Here is a 19187-nt window from a genome sequence, read left to right as displayed (position 1 = left end):
ATCTAGTCTTGAGCCAGATATAGGCCGCGACCGTGTGTTATGCGATATCAACCCTGTGTGGCGGCGGGCGGTTCCCGCCGATCACTGTTCGGGCACCAGAATCTCGCGCTTGCCCACATGGTTGGCAGATGACACGACGCCCTCGTCCTCCATCTGCTCCACCAGACGCGCGGCCTTGTTGTAGCCGATCGCCAGTTTCCGCTGGATGTAGGATGTCGAACACTTGCGGTCCTTGATCACAATGGCCACCGCCTGATCGTAAAGCGCATCTTCGCCATTCGTGTTCCCACCGAGGCCAAGCACCTCGTCAATGTTGCTTTCCTTGTCCTCATCCGGCCCATCAACAACACCGGACACGTAATCCGGCGCGCCAAAGGCCTTGAGGTGGTTCACAATTTCTTCGACCTCTTCATCGCTTACGAACGGGCCATGGCAACGGGTGATTTTCGCCCCGCCCGCCATATACAGCATGTCGCCCATACCAAGGAGTTGCTCAGCCCCCATCTCACCCAGAATAGTGCGCGAGTCGATTTTCGACGTCACCTGGAAGGAAATCCGTGTCGGGAAGTTCGCCTTGATCGTGCCGGTGATCACATCAACCGACGGCCGTTGCGTCGCCATGATCAGGTGAATGCCCGACGCCCGCGCCATCTGCGCCAGACGCTGAATACACGCCTCGATCTCCTTGCCCGCAACCATCATCAGGTCGGCCATCTCGTCCACGATGACCACGATGTAAGGCATCGCCTCAGGCGCAAACTCCTCGGTCTCAAACACCGGTTCGCCCGTCTCATCGTCAAAGCCCGTCTGAACGGTGCGCGAGAACATCTCGTCTTTGGCGAGCGCCTCTTTCACCCGGCCATTGTAGCCGTCGATATTGCGCACGCCCATCTTGGACATCTTGCGATAGCGCTCTTCCATCTCGCCCACGACCCATTTCAGGGCCACAACTGCTTTCTTCGGATCGGTCACAACGGGGGAGAGGAGATGCGGAATGCCGTCATAGACACTCAGTTCCAGCATCTTCGGGTCGATCATGATCAACCGGCATTCCTCGGGCGTCAGTTTGTAAAGCAGCGACAGGATCATCGTGTTAATCGCCACCGACTTACCCGACCCGGTCGTACCGGCGATCAGCAGGTGAGGCATCTTGGCAAGGTTCGCCACAACCGGACCACCGCCAATGTCCTTGCCCAAGGCCAGCGGCAACTTGTGATTGCCATCACCAAAGTCCCGGCTGGCAAGGATTTCACGCAGAACAACCTTTTCCCGGTTCTCGTTCGGCAATTCGATACCAATCACGGACCGACCGGGCACAGTCGAAACTCGCGCCGACAGCGCCGCCATCGACCGCGCGATGTCATCGGCCAAGCCAATCACGCGGCTCGCTTTCAAACCCGGCGCGGGCTCCAATTCGTACATGGTGACGACGGGGCCGGGGCGGACCGACACGATCTCCCCCTTCACGCCGTAATCATCGAGCACGGTTTCGAGCATCCGAGCGTTTTCTTCCAACGCCTCGTCACTCAGATGATGACGCTGCACCGCGCTTGGGCTTTCCAGCAGGTTCAGCGGCGGAAGTTCGAAACCGGGATGCGTGTCCTCGAACTTCAGCTTCGGCTGTGCCTCAAGCTGTGCACGGGTGCTGGGTTGCACGGGCTTGCGGGCGGGCTGCTGAACGACCTTGCGCGGCTCGGCGACGGGAATGGCAGGCGCAGCCGGGGCGGGTTCCGGCATGGGTGCGTACAATTGCTCGGGCGCTTCTTCAACCTGCGGCTCCGGCGCGTAGGCTTGAACTGGCTCCGCCTGCGCCACCGATGCCTGCGCTGCAGTCAAAGGCGGCTCGGACCGCACAACCGCTGGCCCAGTGAGGGGCGGCTCAGGCGGCAGGACATGTTGCGACGTCGTATTCAGGACCAGCGGATCTGGCCCGCGGCCACGCCCCTTGGTCAACGGCGCCACGCTTTCCACCTGCATCGCGGGGTTTGAGCGCACGCGCGCCTTGATCACATCCGCAATCTTCAACTTGATCCGCTCGTCGCCGGGTCCCTCGCCAACATCGACATCGCTATAGGTCTCGATCAACTCCTGCTCCGGCATCTCATCCGGCACTGGCTCCGACCGCTTGATCAAGGTCGGCATCCGGGACAAAAGGCTCGGTCTGGCGGGCTCCTCGACCATCTCGTCATAGTCATAGGCGTGCACATCCGGCACGGCTGCCGCATAGGCTTCGGCCTCTGCCGCCTCAGCCTCACGCGCCGCGCGGCGTTCGGCCTGCCGCTCTTGCATGGTGCGCGCCGCCTGGACTGCACCGCTGGCCCCGCGACCCAAAAGGGTCATCAATACAGCATAGGCCATAACCAGCCCCACAAGCATGAACCGCGCCAGACGCGCGACTTCAGAGCGGGTAAAGCCCAGAACAAAAGCACCAAAAACAACGATACCAATGCCCATCAACAGCGACATCAACTTTACGGCAAGGCTCGACCCGACAGGCAAAACCGTCAGGATGAACGCCATGACAGTGTCACCAAAAAGGCCACCCAGGCCAAAGCCATGCGTCGACAGCCAAAGATCACCGGGCTGCAAGGTCGCGGCATAGATCGACCCGAACGCAATGGCGATGGGCGCAAAGATCAGACGGCCCAGCGCCCGTTCGGTCCCGATGTGAAGGCCGAACCGGACGCCCCAAGCCATCAGAACAATCGCAATGCCAAACACACCCCAACCACCGATCATAAAGAGCGGCGCCGCAATCGACGCGCCGGTCCGCCCCAGCCAATTCTGCACCGGCGCGTCGGTCGACGCCATCCAGTTCGGATCGTCGGGGCTGTAGCTCAGCATCATGGCCGCTGCCATCAGGCCTGCGATCAACAGGCCGATGCCCACCAACTCGCGGCCACGCTTTTCCAGCGCCACCTGCATCCCTTGATCGAAAAGCGGATCCCGCCGTGTCTGATATGCCATGCTCGCCTCGTCTTTTCTTATGCGGCGTAAAGTACGTCGCGAATGGCGGTCAGCCCCCGCTCCGTCTCTGCCTTTGGGGCCACCAGAGCAGCCCTGATAAACTCATGTCCGGGATTGAACCCGTCGATCTCGCGCGCCAGATAGGCGCCCGGCAGCACCCGCACCCCGGTCTCTGTCCAAAGCTTCAGCGCCGCTGCCTCACCATCACCCACAGGCAACCACAGAAAGAACCCCGCCTCGGGCGCCATGTATCCCGGTACGTGGCCCAGAATACGGTCGGCCATGTCGTATTTCTCGTGATACTGCGCACGGTTCTGGATGACGTGTTCCTCATCAGCCCACACGGCTGCCGCCGCATGTTGCAAAGGCGTGGGCAACGGCGTGCCCGCGTAGGTCCGCAACTGTTTGGCCTCGCGGATCGTCGCAGGGCCACCGACAATGAAGCCCGAGCGCAAGCCCGGCAGGTTCGACCGCTTGGACAGCGAATGAAAGGCCACAACCCGCTCGGGGTTCGCATCACCGATGCACTCCAGCACACCGACGGGTGGCACATCGCGATAGATCTCGGAATAGCACTCGTCGGCAAAAACCTGAAAATCATACCGCTCTGCCAGCGCGATCAAGTCCTGCCAATAGTCCTTGCCCGCCACGGCCCCCTGCGGGTTGGCGGGCGAGCACATGTAGCAGGCAACCGTCCGGTTCAAAATCGCCGGATCAACCGACGCATAGTCAGGCAAATGTCCCGTCTCGGCCGTCGCGGGCACCAGCACCGGTTCCGCCCCCGCCGAAATCGCGGCCAGCATGTAAACTTGATAAAACGGGTTCGGCATCAGCACGACCGGCTGTTGCCCATTCTTCACCTCGGGGCACAACGCCATGCCAGCGTTGTACAGCCCCTCGCGCGTCCCGTTCAGCGGCATCACATTGGCATCGGCGTCCATCGCCACGCCATAGCGGCGGCCCAACCAATCACAAAACGCCTGCCGCAGCTCGGGCAAACCTTCATTCGGCGGATAGTTGTTGAACCCGGCAGCGTGCTCTGTGATCACATCTGTAACCCACGCCGGAAAGGCATGTTTCGGCTCACCAATGGTCATGTGTACCACATCGCCGCCCGGCTCGAGATGATCGAGCAACGCGCGCAGACGCGGGAACGCATAAGCCGGAAGGTTCGAAAACCGCTCGGGAAACTTCATCAAACTGCCTCAGGTTCGGGATCATTTGCGCCCCGTTTGGACCAAGGATACCCCAACCGCGACTCCCCCGTCCAGAGAAACCCGGCCAAACGACCAACTTGTGGCAATTCCGCCAATCGCAGTTTCTTCTGACCGAAAATACCACGGGGAGCTCGAGGGGCAGCGCCCCTCGTCATCAAAAATGAATCGCGTCGCCGCAACGCGTCCTTCGGATCAACTCAACGCCTCTTCCGCCGCTACGCCCAAGCGCAACAGCGCCTGTTCCCCATCCCGGAACCCCATCAGCATAATTCCGGAACTTGGCACACCGGTGGGTAGGGTCAACGCACAAATCCCCATCAAATTGCCTACCCTTGTGTTGCGCAGGGCCAGCAGGTTCTCGGTCTTGTAGTACTCACTGTCGCTGTTCAGCCGCTCCAGGTTCGGCGGCAAAATCGGCGCGGACGGCGCCAGCACCGCGTCATAGGGCGCCACGGCCATATCCCACGCCTGCCGCACCGCATCCAACTTGGCCCAGGCCGCGTTGTAATCCGGCGCGCTGAACTCCTTACCCAACCGGAACCGCTGCAATATCTCGGCATACATCGCCTCCGGCTGCGCCTCGATCACGTCACGCCACAAGCCATAAACCTCACCCGGCATCAGCGGCCCCGCCTGCGCCATCGCCTCCTCAAGCTCCGGCACCTCCAACGTCTCGACAACTGCCCCGGCAGCACATAGTCGCTCAACAGCATTCTCATAGGCCGCCCGCGGCGCATCCCGGATGTCATCCAACACGACCGTTTTCAGCGCCGCAAACCGCCGCCCCTTCAGCGACGCGCCGCGCAAGTCACCAGAAACGCGCCCTTCCATCGCAGCCATCAACAGCGCCGCATCCTCAACGGTCCGGGTCAACGGCCCCACCGTGTCGAACTTCAACGACAAGGGCACACAGCCCTCCAACGACAACCGCCCATGGGTCGTCTTCAAGCCAACCAAATCGTTCCAAGCCGAAGGAATACGCACCGACCCGCCAGTATCCGACCCGATGGCCGCAGGCGCCAAACCAAAGGCCACCGATGCCGCCGCACCCGAAGAGGACCCACCAGGAACAGCATCCGCATCATTCACACATGGCGGCGTTGCGGTCGACGGATTGTACCCCAGCCCCGAAAACGCTAACTCGCTCATATGGGTCTTGCCGAGGCACACCAGACCGGCAGCGGTCGCATTCTGCACCACCACCGCATCCCGATCAGGCACGCGACCAGTCAACAACTTCGATCCCGCCTCCGTCCCATCACCAGCGGTATCAAACAGATCCTTCCAACTGATCGGCACCCCATCCAGAACGGACAGGCGCTGCCCCGCCTTCGCCCGTTCAGACGCAGCGCGCGCCTCGGCCATCGCCCGATCCTTGGTCAAGCGGGCATAGACGCGATCCCGCAACGCATGCCCTTCAATCCGCTCGAAAAATGCCTTGGCCAGATCAACCGGATTAACCTCGCCCGCCCCAATGGCGCGGCCCAAATCCGCCGCACTCTTGCCCAACCAGTCCTGCATACCTGACCTCCGACCTGTTGCCCGAAACGGTAGCGACGTCGCAGCGCATGGACAATCCCGCGCGCCCGATCATATTGCGCCGCATGACCAAAGACAGCGATATCCTGATTGTCGGCGGCGGGCTTTCCGGCCCGATCCTCGCCCTTGCCCTCGCCCAAACGGGGCACTCGGTCACTGTCATCGACGCGCTCAGCGAAAAGGTGCGCAAGAACGCCGCATTCGACGGGCGCAGCTACGCCGTGGCGCTTACATCCCAGCGGCTGCTCGACGGCATCGGCGTGTGGAATGACATCGCCGACCACAGCCAGCCCATGCTGGAAATCAAGGTGTCGGACGGACGGGCGGGCGAAGGGCCCTCACCTTTCTTCATGCACTTCGACCATGCCGAGATCGAGGAAGGACCCATGGGCTACATGGTGCAGGACCGGCATATCCGCCGCGCCCTGCTCGACGCCATGGCAGCGACCAAAGGCATCACGCACCTCGCGGGCGAAACAGTCACGGCGCAGGACATTACACCGGGCGCAGTCACGATCACGCTCGGCACCGGCAAGAGCCTCACCGGCAAACTGCTGATCGGCGCCGACGGACGCGGCAGTGGCACGGCGACCCGCGCCGGGATCAAACGCACCGGCTGGGGCTACGGCCAAACGGCACTGGTCTGCGCCATCGCCCATGAAAAGCCGCACAACGGCATCGCCCATCAGTTCTTCATGCCGCCGGGGCCGCTGGCGATCCTGCCCCTGCCCGGCAATGTGTCGTCGATTGTCTGGAGCGAGACAGACGAGAACGCCCAACGCTTCAACGCGCTACCCGACGAGGACTACCTGACCATGCTGCGCCCGCGCTTCGGCGACTTTTTGGGCGATATCAGCCTCGCGGGCAAACGGTTCACCTACCCCCTATCGCTGTCCCTTGCCCAAACCATAGCAGCTGACCGGCTGGCACTGATCGGCGATGCCGCCCACGGCGTCCATCCCATCGCGGGTCAGGGCCTGAACGCAGGCATGCGCGACATCGCGGCACTGGCCGAAGTAATCACCGACGCCACCCGCCGGGGCGAAGACATTGGCAGCATCGCAGTTCTCAAACGCTATGAAGAATGGCGCCGCTTCGACAACACCGCACTCGCGATGGCAACAGATGGATTCAACCGCCTGTTTTCAAATGATAACTCGCTGATCCGCGGCATACGCGACATAGGTATGGGCGTCGTCAACGCGCTGCCCGGCCTGCGCCGTAGCTTCATCCGCGAGGCGGCGGGCCTCACAGGCGATCTGCCACGGCTGATGCAGGGCCAACGCCTCTGACGGACAATCGTACGGCGTAGATCTCCTCCGCCCCACGCAATCAATCCAGCTTGCGCGCTTCGTCTTCCAGCATCACGGGGATGCCATTGCGGATGGGGTAGGCAAGGCTGGCCGCCTCCGACACAAGCTCTTGCTTGTCAGCGTCATAGCGCAAGGTTGTCTGGGTTAGCGGGCAAATCAGCGCTTCCAGCATCCGCCGATCAATTTCTACGCTCATTGCATTAATTCCCCTTCGCCACCACGCAGCGTGAACTCGATCAAAGTGACCAAAGTCTCGCGACGGGTACTCAGCGACGGGGCTTCAAGCAAGGCCTGTTTGTCCTCGGGGTCAAAGTCCAGCATCATCGACAGCGAGTTAATCAGCAACTCGTCATCCGCTTCCTTCAATGTGTCCCAATCCGCCGACAATGACTGCGCAGCAAAGTAGCGACCGAGTAGGTCAAGGAACAACGGCCGATCAAAGGTCGGGTCTTCCTCGGTCCGGCCCTGATCGCGATCAAATCCGCCCCAGGACACTTCGCAGCGACGGTAAGGCGTGAACCCATCGACCTCGGTTTGCACACGAAAGCGGGAAATGCCGGTAAGGGTGATCAGATATCGGTTGTCCTCGGTTTCCGAAAACTGCGTCACGCGCCCTGCACAGCCAATGGTGTGCAACCCGTTGCCTTTGCGCCCCTCAACCTCGTTGGGTTGCACCATCCCGATCAGCCGACCGGGCGTTTTCAACGCATCGTCCAGCATCTGCAAATAGCGCGGCTCAAAGATGTGCAGCGGCAGCCGCGCACGCGGCAAAAGCAGCGCTCCCGGCAACGGAAAAACCGGGATCACTCCGGGAAGGTCAGCCACTTTGATCATGCTGTGTCAGCTAGCCCGCAAAACGGCTCAGGCAAATATCATCGACGACAGTTTGCGGCGCCCGTTCAAGACCACCGGATCGTTCGATTTCAGCGCGTCAAAAATGGTGAAAAGCTGCTCTTTCGCAGCCCCATCGTTCCATTCCCGATCACGCCGGAAAATCTCCAGTAACTCGTTCACAGCGCTTTCGGCATCGCCACTTGCATGCAGCGCCTGCGCCAGATCGAACCGGGCTTGCAGGTTGCCATCATCCGCCTCAACTGCGGCACGCAACTCCGCCACCGGGCCTGCATCCGCAGCCTGCCGTGCCAGTTGCAATTGAGCATGTGCAGCTTCCAGTTCCGCGCTCTCGGAAATCTCAGCCGGTGCGCCGTTCAGGATCGCCTCCGCCTGATCCAGATCTTCCATCGCGATATGCGCACGGATCAATCCGCCATACGCACCTGCATGGTTTGGATCTTCTCCCAGAATGGCGGCAAAGGTCTGAGCCGCATCCACAGCCGCCCCTTCGACCAGCATCTCTTCGGCGGCAGCAACTGCATCGTTCAGCGTGTCGCCGGGCGCTTCGCCGCCCGCCGCCTTGATCACCCGTTCGATGAACGCCGTCAGTTCAGAGCCCGGCAACGCACCCTGAAACCCGTCCACCGGTTGCCCTTTGAAAAACGCATATACAGTCGGTATCGACTGGATCTGCAACTGGCCCGCGATCATCTGAGCCTCGTCCACGTTGATCTTGATCATCTTGACCGCGCCCTTCGCGGCCTTGACCGCATCTTCAAGCATGGGGCCAAGCGTCTTGCAGGGGCCGCACCACGGCGCCCAGAAGTCGACAATGATGGGCACTGTCTGCGACGCTTCGATCACATCCTGCATGAACGTGGCTTCCGACCCGTCCTTGATCAGGTCGGCATCGGCGGGTCCGGCGGACAGTCCCAAATCCATCATATCGGCATTCCTTTGGTGGGCGGCAGATGGCGCTTTATATGGACCTCAATCTGCCCGGTGCCAAGTCGGTAAGGTCAATCTGCATCAACGGCAGCATGCGATCCGCGATAGCCTCGGACGGCACGCGGCCAATCTCGTGCGCACCCATGCGTTGATAAAAAGGCACGGCGCCCGGATCAGCCTCGATTTCTATCCGCGTTGCACCCCCTGCGTGTGCGGTTTCGATGGCCCACTGCACCAACGCACGGCCAACGCCCTTGCCCATGCCCTCGGGCGCGACAAAGAGCTTATTGATCTCAGCACCCCCACCATCCACGACCAGCTTGCACAGACCCTGCGGCCCGTCCGCGTCAAAGACGACAAGCTGCTTGCTCTCGACATCTTGGGCGGACAACTGCAGCACCGCGCGCGCTGCGGCCATGAAGTCTTCATCATACCCCCAATGCGCCTTCGAACGGTGCATCAGGCCCGTCAGCGCCTCAAGCTCATCAAGCCGCGCGGGGCGGATCACAGATCAAAGGTCGCAAAGACAGGGGCGTGGTCGCTCGGCTTCTCCCATCCCCGCGCGTCCCTGAGGATACGGCTGGAATGCGCCGCGTTCGAAATGTCCGGCGTGGCCCAGACATGATCGAGACGGCGGCCCTTGTCAGCCGCATCCCAATCCTTGGCCCGGTAGGACCACCAGCTGTAAAGCTGGCCTTCGGGAATGTCGGCGCGGGTCACGTCAACCCAACCGCCCGCATCCTGCGTCTCGGCCAGATGCTCCACCTCAATCGGCGTGTGGCTGACGACCTTCAGAAGCTGCTTGTGTGACCATACATCATCCTCGCGCGGGGCAATGTTCAGATCACCGACGAGGACGGATTTCTCCGGCTTCTCTCCATGAAACCAGTCGCGCATGTCAGTGAGGTAATCGAGCTTCTGCCCAAACTTCAAATTCTTCTCGCGGTCTGGCACATCGCCGCCTGCTGGCACATAAAAGTTGTGGACCGTCACACCATTCTCAAGCCGCCCTGCGATATGGCGCGCGTGGCCAAGGCCTGCAAAATCCTGCGCACCCGCTTCTATCATCGGGATCTTCGACAGTATGGCGACGCCGTTGTAGCCCTTGTCCCCGCGCGCAACCATGTGCGTATATCCCAGCGCCTCGAACCCCTCGCGCGGGATCTTGTCGACGGGGCTTTTACACTCCTGAAGGCACAGCACATCCGGAGCTTCCTCCTGCAAAAGCTTAAGGACGATAGGCTCGCGCAAGCGGACGGAATTGATGTTCCAGGTGGCGAGGGTAAAGGACATGGGGGACAACTCCGGCTCTGGCTTTTGGGCAGAGTAGACATGTCCCGTCGGCGCCTCCACCCGGAAAATGAGGTTTGTCCCCGCGGGGACAGCCTCTTGCGGTTACCCGGTTTTGCAGAGGTTGTGGTTTTCGTTGCAGTGCAGCCGGTGGGGGGCACGGGCGATCCCGTCTTCAGATTTTAACCGGTCGCAAAACAAACTGCCCCTCGGAGCGGGGCGGTTTCTTCGAGCCAGGCAATCCCGCGAGAGGAAAACTGGCTCTCGCCCGATGTTCGTTGACGTCAGAAAACACAAAAGGCGGAATGTGCGAAACACTGTTGAGTGACCGCAATGAGCCCAAAGACACCGATGCCGCGCTTTACACCAGCGACCGCTTTGGTTCAAAACCCAATGACAAGAGCAATATCTGAGGCGAGCGCAAAAGAATGGCTGCCAGGCGAGCGATTATTATTGGAGCAAGCTCAGGCATAGGTCATTCGCTGGCCATTGAGCTCGCCAATCGAAACTGGAAAGTAGCAGTTGCTGCGCGCCGTGAAGACAGGCTTATCGAACTCTGTGAAGCTCACAAAAGCATTGACGCATATCACGTGATTGATGTGCGGTCTGTCGATGACGCGCGAAAGTTAGAAGCAATTTTGACGGGTTTCGATTCAGTGGACGCGGTGGTGATCTCTGCAGGGGTCGGGGATGTGAACAAGTCACTTGAACGAGACCTCGAACTCTCAACTATCGCGACAAACGTTACCGGCTTTACTGTAATGGCAGCAACGGCTGCCCGTTACTTTGAGGGATCAAACCTTTCTTTAGGGTCCAAGGATGGCGTGCTGGTTGGGATCTCATCAATTGCTGGCTGCGCAGGCAGTGGTGACGCGACAAGTTACGCAGCAACAAAGGCGTATCAGTCCAACTATCTACAAGGCTTACGCCTGCGTTGGATGAAACGAAAACTACCATTGCAGGCGTTAGATGTTCGCCCGGGTTTTGTGGATACCGCAATGGCCAAAGGGGACGGCAACGGAGGTGGATTGTTTTGGGTTTCAAAGCCTGAGATCGCGGCGCGCCAAATAGCCAATGGGATCGAAAACAAGCGCGCAGTTATCTATGTTACGAAACGTTGGCGCATAGTTAGTTGGCTACTGGCGCTGCTTCCCGAACGTGTCTTGGCTCGGCTCGGTTGACTATCCGGAACATGATTTAGTGTCAGCGGCCTTTGGCATGCCAAGTTCGAATGACCGCTGAAGCCGCATAGCCGACGGCTCCAATCTCAGAAGAACGGACGCCTCGAACGAACGACCTCACAAAAAAACCCGGGCACAAAGGCCCGGGCAAGTCCAACAGGGAGGTGCATGTTTAGCCGCGAGGCGGCCCCGACATGCGCGGGCTTCGTTCCATTAACATGCGTCGCGGCGAAAGGTTCCACCTTGACCCACGTCAACATCACGCAATGAGACGATATCCGCCGCTTTCGGTCACAAGAAGGCGCGCATTGGACGGATCCGGTTCGATTTTCTGGCGCAAACGGTAGATATGCGTTTCCAGCGTGTGCGTCGTGACACCGGCATTATAGCCCCAGACCTCGTGCAGCAGCACATCGCGGGCCACCACGCCTTCGGTCGAACGGTAGAGGAACTTGAGAATGTTCGTCTCTTTCTCGGTCAAGCGGATCTTGCGGTCATCCTCGGTCACCAACATCTTTACTGACGGTTTGAACGTGTACGGCCCAAGCGTGAACACAGCGTCCTCAGACTGTTCGTGCTGGCGCAGCTGAGCGCGAATGCGGGCCAGAAGGACTGGGAACTTGAACGGTTTGGACACGTAATCATTAGCACCTGCGTCTAGGCCAAGGATCGTGTCGGCGTCCGTATCGTGGCCCGTAAGCATCAGGACGGGCGACTTGACCCCCTGCTTGCGCATCACACGGCACAATTCGCGCCCGTCGGTGTCGGGCAGGCCCACGTCGAGAATCACGAGGTCATAGATCGCTTCCTTGGCCTTGACCAAAGCGTCCTGGCCGTTGCCCGCCTCGAACACGTCGAAGTCTTCGGTCATGACCAGCTGTTCGCTGAGCGCCTCGCGCAGGTCCTCGTCATCGTCGACCAGAAGGATTTTCTTCAATTGTGCCATGGGTGTCTTCTCCCTTGATGTTGCAGGATAGATGCGGTCCCGCATCGGTTTCAGCAAGTTGTGGGCCAAATGTTTCACGCCCATGTGTCGCTGAACGGCCAAATGTTTCAATTCCGGTGCGATTTGCATATGTCAGGCGGTGCGAAGCGAAGGATTTGTTACATGGGACTGGGCCCGGATATCGTAGAGATGCTGGCGCGCGCGCGTGCCGATCTGCGTATGGGCGTGCCCATCGTGGTCTTGGGCGAGGTTTCTGTGCTGGCCGTCGCGGTCGAAGCGATGTCGCCCGAACGGCTGGCGGCCCTGCGTGCCCTTGGCACCCCACTGGAACTCGCCCTGACCGGCTGGCGGGCTGAGACGTTGAAGGCCCGTGTCTATGATGGCGACGTCGCCCGGATCGCAGTGCCAGAGGCAGCAGCTTTGGGTTGGATGCAGTCCCTTGCTGATCCCGCAGATGATCTGGCCACCCCGATGAAAGGGCCCTTGCGGTCGCTTCGCGATGGTGACGCCGCGGCGCACCGGATTGCCATTCAGCTTTGCAAGGCTGCGCGGCTGTTGCCTGCGGCCCTGTGCGCTCAGGTTCAAGATGGGTTGAAATTTGCCGTCACTCACAGCCTGACCGCAATTCCGCAGGCCTTGGCGGAGCCTTTGATGGCCCGGTCGAGCCTGTTGCATCCGGTCGTGCAGGCTCGTTTGCCGGTTGAGGCCTCGGAAGCTGGCCGATTGCATGTGTTCCGCCCCGAGGATGGTGGCGAAGAACACTATGCATTCGAGATCGGGCGCCCGGATCGAAGCAAACCCGTGCTGGCCCGTCTGCACTCCGCCTGTTTTACCGGGGATGTTATGGGCAGTTTGAAATGTGATTGCGGGCCGCAGCTGCGCGGTGCCCTTGCTCAGATGGGGACTGAGGGCGCAGGCGTTCTGCTCTACATGAACCAGGAGGGGCGCGGGATCGGGCTGGCCAACAAGATGCGCGCCTATGCCCTGCAGGATCAGGGTTTTGATACGGTCGATGCGAACCACCGGCTTGGGTTCGAGGATGATGAGCGGGATTTTCGGCTGGGGTCGGACATTCTGAAGTCCATGGGATTTGCCTCGGTCCGGCTGCTGACCAATAACCCGGCCAAGGTGGCGATGATGGAGGCCAGTGGGATCGCCGTGACCGAGCGGGTGCCGCTCAAGGTCGGTGAGAACAGGTTCAACCGGGATTACCTGGCGACCAAGGCCGCGAAATCGGGGCACTTGCTGTGACGCCGCTGGATATGGTGGTGACGCCGCAGGGGGTGCGTTTTGGCGGGCGGGTGTTTCCCTGCACCATTGGCCGGGGCGGTGTCAGCCAAAAAAAGCGGGAGGGGGATGGGGCAACGCCCTGGGGCACGCACCGGATTGTGGGCATGCTCTACCGGCCCGACCGTATGGCAGCCCCGGCGGATTGGGCGGTGCCGATCCGGCCGGGGGATCTGTGGTCCGATGATGTTGGGGATGAGGATTACAACCATATGGTTCGCGCGCCCTATGGAGGCAGCCATGAGGTCTTGCGGAGGGCTGATCCGCTCTATGATCTGGTGATCCTGACGGACTGGAACTGGCCATATGCCGTGCCGGGGCGGGGGTCGGCCATTTTCATCCATCGCTGGCGGAGGCCGGGATATCCGACCGAAGGGTGCATCGGGTTGCGGCCTGATCATCTGAAATGGATTGCCCGGCGGATCCGGTTTGAGACGCGGTTGATCGTGGCTGGGTGACCCACGCTGGGACACGGCATCCACCCCAGACTTATCAAGGGTTTACGAGGGCGTTTTCAGAAAGCATTAACTTTTGACCCGTGCGCCGAAGATGGCTGAGCCGACGCGGACATGGGTGGCACCCAGTGCGATGGCGCTCTCGAAATCGCCGCTCATGCCCATGGAGAGACCCGTCAGACCGTTGCGTTCAGCGATTTTGGCAAGGAGGGCAAAGTGCAATGACGGTTCTTCATCCACCGGCGGGATGCACATGAGGCCCCGAACCGGCAGATCGAGCGCGCGGCACTCGGCGACGAAAGCATCCGCCTCTGTCGGGAGTACGCCAGCCTTCTGTGGCTCCTCGCCGGTGTTGATCTGTAGAAAGAGGTCGGGGCACCGCCCGAGCTCTTGCGCGAGGCGGGCGATGGATTTGGCAAGCTTGGGCCGGTCCACGGAGTGGATCGCCTGAAAGAGCTGCATGGCCTGCCGGGCCTTGTTGCTTTGCAGGGGGCCAATCAGGTGCACGTCAACGTCGCCGTATTGATCGCGCAGGTCGGGCCACTTGCCATCGGCTTCCTGCACACGGTTTTCACCGAAAAGGCGGTGCCCGTCGTCCAGCACGGCTGTGACACGGTCGAGCGGCTGTACCTTGCTGACCGCGATCAGCTTGACGCTGTCGGGCGTGCGCCCCGCCTTGGCGCAGGCGGCGTCGATCTTGGCAGTGATTTCGGACAGGGACATAGCGGGCCTATTGCGTCAGGGATTTCACGCAGAAAGCACGGCTTGCGCCGAATTGCAAAGGCCCGAAACGAAAAGGGGCAGACCAAAGGCCTGCCCCAAATCGTTGGTATGCGGTCAACTATTAGAAGTTGAAGACCACACCCAGGTCGGCAACGGTGTTGCCGGAAGTGTTTTCGCCGATACCACCGCGCAGCGACACGCCGCCGCCCAGCGAGTGACGGAAGCCGATTGCGACGACTTCGTCTTCGTTGTCCAGACCGGAGTCGGAGAACGCGAAGCGGATTTCAGTCGCGGCACCAATGTCGTACTTGGCGGACAGACCATACATGGTCTCATCGTTGCTGTCGGAGTCGCCAACCAGGATCGAGAAGGCGAACGCACCAATCTCACCACCGAACGAGATGACCCAGAAGTCATTGTCGGTTGCAGGTGCGGTAACGCCGTTCACGTCGGATTCTTCGTTACCGAATGCGATGCCGGCCGAGTAGTTGCCGAAGTTGTAGCCGAAGCCAATCTGATACTCGGAACGGTTGACCGTGTCACCAACGGCGATGCCGGTGGACGCTTCGGTTGCAACAGCAGCGGAATCGTCGGTGATCGACGCAGCAACGGTGAAGTCACCGGCTGTGTAACGCAGTTTGACGGTCGGAGCGACTTCGTCTGTGCCCGTGCCGAAGCCGGAAGCAGGAACGCCGTTGAATGCCGACGACTGTTCAGCGAACGCTGTCAGACCAACGCCGAAGCCGTAGTAGTCAACCACGTCACCGGAGTCGATCACGTCGGAAACGTGACCCACGTCCAGACGGAAACCACCGGTCGACACAGCAAAGCCTGCTGCAGAGTTGTTAGCAACGTTGGATGCGCCGCTCGATTGATCGTCTGTTTGGAAACGGATACGACCTTCGAACTCCAGACCGTTGTCGGAAGTTGCTGTGCCTGTAGCTGTCAGACGGAAGCGCTGTTCGATGCGCAGTTCGTCGGTTGTCGCGGAGTCGTTGCCTTCGTCGTAGAAGAAGCCAAAGCGGCCAAAGCCACCAAACGTCACTTCCGCTGCTGCCATGCCGGTTGTGGCGATGAGCGCGGTTGTAGCGAAGAGAACTTTTTTCATGAGTTTTCCCTCGGTTTTCAGTCACACGCCCTAACCGGGGAATCCGGCGAGGGGATGGATGCTGTCTCAACCATTTGCGGTGGCATCTCAAGCGACGCATCGCACACCGCATCCAATTACGGCATGGTTGGTGCAGCTTTGCCACAGTGCTGCCGCATGGCCACTGGCGGCTTTCACGTGAGTTGCCTGTGCACGCGGGCCTGTCTTGCGAGCGTCAGGCAACTTGTCTATCACGGGGCGAAAGAACTGGGATTGGGACATCCAATGCGCAAAATGCGAGTAGTTGGCCGGGTGACGGCCCTGTCATTGGCGGTGTTTCTGGCTGCCTGCGGTGGTCGGATTGGCGTGACTGACCCTGATTCCGAGCGTATTGTCGGTGACGGCGACAGTGCGCGTGAACGCGACATTCGAACAGGCACCACGCTGGGAGAGGCCTTGCGGGCGCGGCGCAATCAAGAATCTATCGTGCGCGTCAACAAGTACATCTGGTCTGCATCGCTCCAGGTTCTGGATTTTCTGCCCGTTCAATCGGTTGACCCTTTCACAGGCGTGATCGTGACCGGTTTTGGGACGCCACCCGGTGGTGGCCGCGCCTATCGCGCCACTGTCTTGATCGGCGATCCCGCACTTGATGCCCGTTCGTTGAACGTCGCGTTGCAGACCCGCAGCGGTCCGGCCAGTGCGGCGACAGTGCGTGCCATCGAAGACGCGATCCTAACGCGCGCACGTCAGCTACGGGTGGCCGACAACCGGCTATAGGCCCTTTCCGCGCACCAGTTTCCACTTTATCACACGCGCCGGGCCCATCGCCCGGCGTTTGCACATTCAGGACCAGACCATGGCAACCTATACCCCATCCGAGATCGAAGCCCGCTGGCAGGCCACCTGGGAAGAGGCCGATGTCTTCACCGCCAAGCGCAGCGCCAACAAGCCCAAGTATTACGTGCTTGAGATGTTTCCCTATCCGTCGGGCCGCATCCACATGGGCCACGTGCGCAACTACACGATGGGCGATGTGATCGCCCGTTATAAGATGTCGACCGGCTACAACGTGCTGCATCCCATGGGCTGGGACGCCTTTGGCATGCCAGCCGAGAACGCCGCCATGGCCATTGGCGGGCATCCGAAGACCTGGACCTATGACAACATCGCCGACATGCGTGGGCAGATGAAACCGCTGGGCCTGTCCATCGACTGGAGCCGGGAGTTCGCGACCTGCGATCCTGAGTATTACGGTCAGCAGCAGGCGCTGTTTCTCGACATGCTTGAGGCCGGTTTGGTCTACCGCAAGAACGCGCAGGTGAACTGGGACCCCGTTGATATGACCGTGCTTGCCAATGAGCAGGTGATTGACGGCAAGGGCTGGCGTTCGGGCGCCGAGGTAGAACGGCGTGAGTTGACGCAGTGGTTCTTCAAGATCTCGGACATGGCGGGGGAGTTGAAGGATGCGCTGAGCGGGCTTGAGAACTGGCCCGCCAAGGTGCGGTTGATGCAGGAGAACTGGATCGGCGAGAGCCGGGGCATCGAGATCACCTTTCACCGTACGGATGGGGCGGGCACGATCCAGTGCTACTCGACCCGCCCCGATACGATGCGCGGTGCGTCCTTCATTGCCGTGGCCCCGGACCATCCGGTGGCGAAGGCGCTTGAGGCGGACAATCCGGACCTCGCCGCCTTTATCGATGAATGCCGTAAGATGGACACGACCGAGGCCGCCATGGAGAAGGCCGAGAAGAAGGGCGTGGATACGGGTATTCGCGTCAAGCATCCGGTCTATGCCGACGTCGAGTTGCCCGTGTGGATCGGGAATTTCGTGTTGATGGATTATGGGACAGGCGCCGTCTTTGGCTGCCCGGCGCATGATCAGCGCGATCTGGATTTTGCGCGGAAGTACGATTTGCCGGTGCAGAATGCGTTCCACATGCCGGGTGATGCTGTTGAGGTGGAGAACGAGGCGCTTGTCCCGGCCAAGACGGAACCGGTTGTGTATATCGACCACTTCGCGGGCATCGTGAACGCGACGAGCCAGGAGGGCATCAACGCCACTATCGACTATTTCGAAAAGCATGATCTGGGCACAGGACAGACCCAGTACCGCCTGCGCGACTGGGGCCTCAGCCGCCAGCGCTATTGGGGCTGCCCCATCCCTGTCGTCCATTGCGACGATTGCGGCGTGGTGCCGGAGAAAAAGGAAAACCTGCCGGTCGAACTTCCCGATGACGTCAGCTTTGACATCCCCGGCAACCCGCTGGATCGCCACCCGACCTGGCGCGACGTGCCCTGCCCGGCCTGCGGCAAGCCCGCCAAGCGCGAGACGGACACGATGGACACTTTTGTCGATTCGTCCTGGTACTTTGCGCGCTTCACGGCCCCGCGCGCAGCAGACCCCACCGATCTGGACGACGCGGCCTACTGGATGAATGTCGACCAATACATCGGCGGCATTGAACACGCGATTCTGCACCTGCTCTACTCCCGCTTTTTCTCGCGGGCGATGCGGATCACTGGGCACTTGCCGCAAGGGTGCGAAGAGCCTTTCGATGCGCTCTTTACCCAAGGGATGGTCACGCACGAGATCTACCAGACGCGCGACGACAACGACCGCCCGGTCTACCACCTGCCCGAAGACGTCACCGACGGCAAACTCGCCGACGGGACGGAGGTCGAAATCATCCCATCGGCCAAGATGTCGAAGTCGAAAAAAAATGTGGTCGACCCGGCCAGCATCATCGCGCTCTACGGCGCGGACACCGCCCGCTGGTTCGTGCTAAGCGACTCGCCGCCGGAACGGGACGTGGAATGGACAGCCTCGGGGGCCGAAGCAGCTTATAAACACCTCGCCCGTGTCTGGAACCTGTGCGACCGGATCGGCGAGATGGATAAAAACGCGCCGGGCACGGGCGACGAGGACCTGCTGCGCGCCATGCACAAAACCATTCACGACGTGACGGTGGGCATCGATTCCTTCGGCTTCAACGCGGCCATCGCCAAGCTTTATGGCTTCACCGCGACGCTGCAAAAGTCCAAGGCGAGCCATGCCGCGCAACGGCAGGCCGTGATGACGCTCGCGCAACTCATGGCGCCCATGACGCCACACCTGGCTGAAGACATCTGGGCGCATCAGGGCGGCGATGGGCTGATCATCAACGCCCCATGGCCCGTTGCGGATGAAGCGATGCTGGTGTCCGACACGGTCACATTGCCCATCCAGATCAACGGCAAGCGGCGCGGCGAAATCACCGTGGCTGCCGATCTGTCCAAGGCCGAGGTTGAAAAACAAGCGCTGGCAACCGAAGCTGTGCAAAAGGCGCTGGACGGCGGATCACCCAAGAAAGTGATCGTGGTCCCGGGCCGTATCGTCAACGTGGTGGTCTGATCC

17 protein-coding genes are annotated in these 19187 nt (G+C 60.7%); 6 read left to right on the top strand and 11 right to left on the bottom strand.

Annotated elements, in window-relative coordinates; translation table 11 throughout:
* Window positions 1-81: 81 nt before the first annotated feature.
* From RA29_RS09940 to RA29_RS09930, 3 genes are all read right to left on the bottom strand, one after another.
* On the bottom strand, window positions 82-2967 hold the full coding sequence (locus RA29_RS09940; protein ID WP_039685366.1) for a DNA translocase FtsK: 2886 nt from the start codon (window positions 2965-2967) through the stop codon (window positions 82-84).
* A gap of 17 nt (window positions 2968-2984) precedes the next feature.
* Window positions 2985-4163, bottom strand: coding sequence for an aminotransferase class I/II-fold pyridoxal phosphate-dependent enzyme (locus RA29_RS09935; RefSeq protein WP_039685364.1), 1179 nt, complete (start codon window positions 4161-4163; stop codon window positions 2985-2987).
* Window positions 4164-4376: 213 nt separating this feature from the next.
* Window positions 4377-5705: an amidase family protein gene (locus RA29_RS09930; protein WP_039685362.1), complete on the bottom strand. Its 1329-nt coding sequence runs from the start codon at window positions 5703-5705 to the stop codon at window positions 4377-4379.
* Window positions 5706-5752: 47 nt separating this feature from the next.
* Here RA29_RS09930 and RA29_RS09925 point away from each other — a divergent pair, with 47 nt between their 5' ends.
* Entirely contained in the window at window positions 5753-7015 is a 1263-nt protein-coding gene (locus RA29_RS09925) for an FAD-dependent monooxygenase (protein WP_039685360.1), read from the top strand.
* Between the two features lie 40 nt (window positions 7016-7055).
* Here RA29_RS09925 and RA29_RS22410 read toward each other — a convergent pair whose 3' ends face one another.
* From RA29_RS22410 to RA29_RS09905, 5 genes are read right to left on the bottom strand one after another with little or no spacing between them, the layout of a single operon-like run.
* Window positions 7056-7232, bottom strand: coding sequence for a Trm112 family protein (locus RA29_RS22410; RefSeq protein WP_082029498.1), 177 nt, complete (start codon window positions 7230-7232; stop codon window positions 7056-7058).
* Window positions 7229-7870: an LON peptidase substrate-binding domain-containing protein gene (locus tag RA29_RS09920; protein WP_039685358.1), complete on the bottom strand. Its 642-nt coding sequence runs from the start codon at window positions 7868-7870 to the stop codon at window positions 7229-7231. Before RA29_RS09920 ends, RA29_RS22410 begins: the two co-directional genes overlap by 4 nt.
* Window positions 7871-7897: 27 nt before the next feature.
* On the bottom strand, window positions 7898-8815 hold the full coding sequence (locus RA29_RS09915) for a co-chaperone YbbN (RefSeq protein WP_039685356.1): 918 nt from the start codon (window positions 8813-8815) through the stop codon (window positions 7898-7900).
* Window positions 8816-8849: 34 nt separating this feature from the next.
* A complete protein-coding gene (locus tag RA29_RS09910; RefSeq protein WP_052249576.1) occupies window positions 8850-9326 on the bottom strand; it encodes a GNAT family N-acetyltransferase in 477 nt (158 codons plus the stop codon).
* Window positions 9323-10111 carry an exodeoxyribonuclease III gene (locus tag RA29_RS09905; protein ID WP_039685967.1) on the bottom strand — a complete coding sequence of 263 codons (789 nt, stop codon included), beginning with the start codon at window positions 10109-10111 and terminating at the stop codon, window positions 9323-9325. The genes RA29_RS09910 and RA29_RS09905 overlap by 4 nt, the downstream gene beginning before the upstream one ends.
* A gap of 425 nt (window positions 10112-10536) precedes the next feature.
* Between RA29_RS09905 and RA29_RS09900 the strand changes: the two genes are divergently transcribed.
* Window positions 10537-11289, top strand: coding sequence for an SDR family NAD(P)-dependent oxidoreductase (locus tag RA29_RS09900; RefSeq protein WP_039685354.1), 753 nt, complete (start codon window positions 10537-10539; stop codon window positions 11287-11289).
* Between the two features lie 259 nt (window positions 11290-11548).
* Here the strand turns inward: RA29_RS09900 and RA29_RS09895 are convergent, their stop codons facing one another.
* Window positions 11549-12235: a response regulator transcription factor gene (locus RA29_RS09895; RefSeq protein ID WP_039685965.1), complete on the bottom strand. Its 687-nt coding sequence runs from the start codon at window positions 12233-12235 to the stop codon at window positions 11549-11551.
* A 162-nt stretch (window positions 12236-12397) separates the two neighbouring features.
* On the opposite strand from RA29_RS09895, the gene ribA reads away from it, so the two are divergent.
* Window positions 12398-13486: a GTP cyclohydrolase II gene (gene ribA / locus RA29_RS09890; protein ID WP_039685352.1), complete on the top strand. Its 1089-nt coding sequence runs from the start codon at window positions 12398-12400 to the stop codon at window positions 13484-13486.
* A complete protein-coding gene (locus RA29_RS09885) occupies window positions 13483-13980 on the top strand; it encodes a L,D-transpeptidase family protein (RefSeq protein WP_039685350.1) in 498 nt (165 codons plus the stop codon). Before ribA ends, RA29_RS09885 begins: the two co-directional genes overlap by 4 nt.
* 66 nt (window positions 13981-14046) lie before the next feature.
* Here RA29_RS09885 and RA29_RS09880 read toward each other — a convergent pair whose 3' ends face one another.
* A complete protein-coding gene (locus RA29_RS09880) occupies window positions 14047-14700 on the bottom strand; it encodes a YggS family pyridoxal phosphate-dependent enzyme (protein ID WP_039685348.1) in 654 nt (217 codons plus the stop codon).
* A gap of 121 nt (window positions 14701-14821) precedes the next feature.
* A complete protein-coding gene (locus RA29_RS09875) occupies window positions 14822-15808 on the bottom strand; it encodes a porin (RefSeq protein WP_039685346.1) in 987 nt (328 codons plus the stop codon).
* A gap of 264 nt (window positions 15809-16072) precedes the next feature.
* Here RA29_RS09875 and RA29_RS09870 point away from each other — a divergent pair, with 264 nt between their 5' ends.
* Both RA29_RS09870 and leuS read left to right on the top strand, forming a co-directional pair.
* The gene (locus RA29_RS09870) at window positions 16073-16567 is read left to right on the top strand and encodes a DUF3576 domain-containing protein (RefSeq protein WP_039685344.1); all 495 of its coding nucleotides are present in this window, start codon (window positions 16073-16075) and stop codon (window positions 16565-16567) included.
* Between the two features lie 79 nt (window positions 16568-16646).
* Window positions 16647-19184: a leucine--tRNA ligase gene (gene leuS, locus RA29_RS09865; RefSeq protein ID WP_039685963.1), complete on the top strand. Its 2538-nt coding sequence runs from the start codon at window positions 16647-16649 to the stop codon at window positions 19182-19184.
* The last annotated feature ends 3 nt before the right edge of the window (window positions 19185-19187 follow it).

Source organism: Tateyamaria sp. ANG-S1, assembly GCF_000814025.1.
Lineage (GTDB): Bacteria > Pseudomonadota > Alphaproteobacteria > Rhodobacterales > Rhodobacteraceae > Tateyamaria.
Note: the sequence above shows the minus strand (reverse complement) of the source record. Positions and strands in the feature narration are given on the sequence as shown.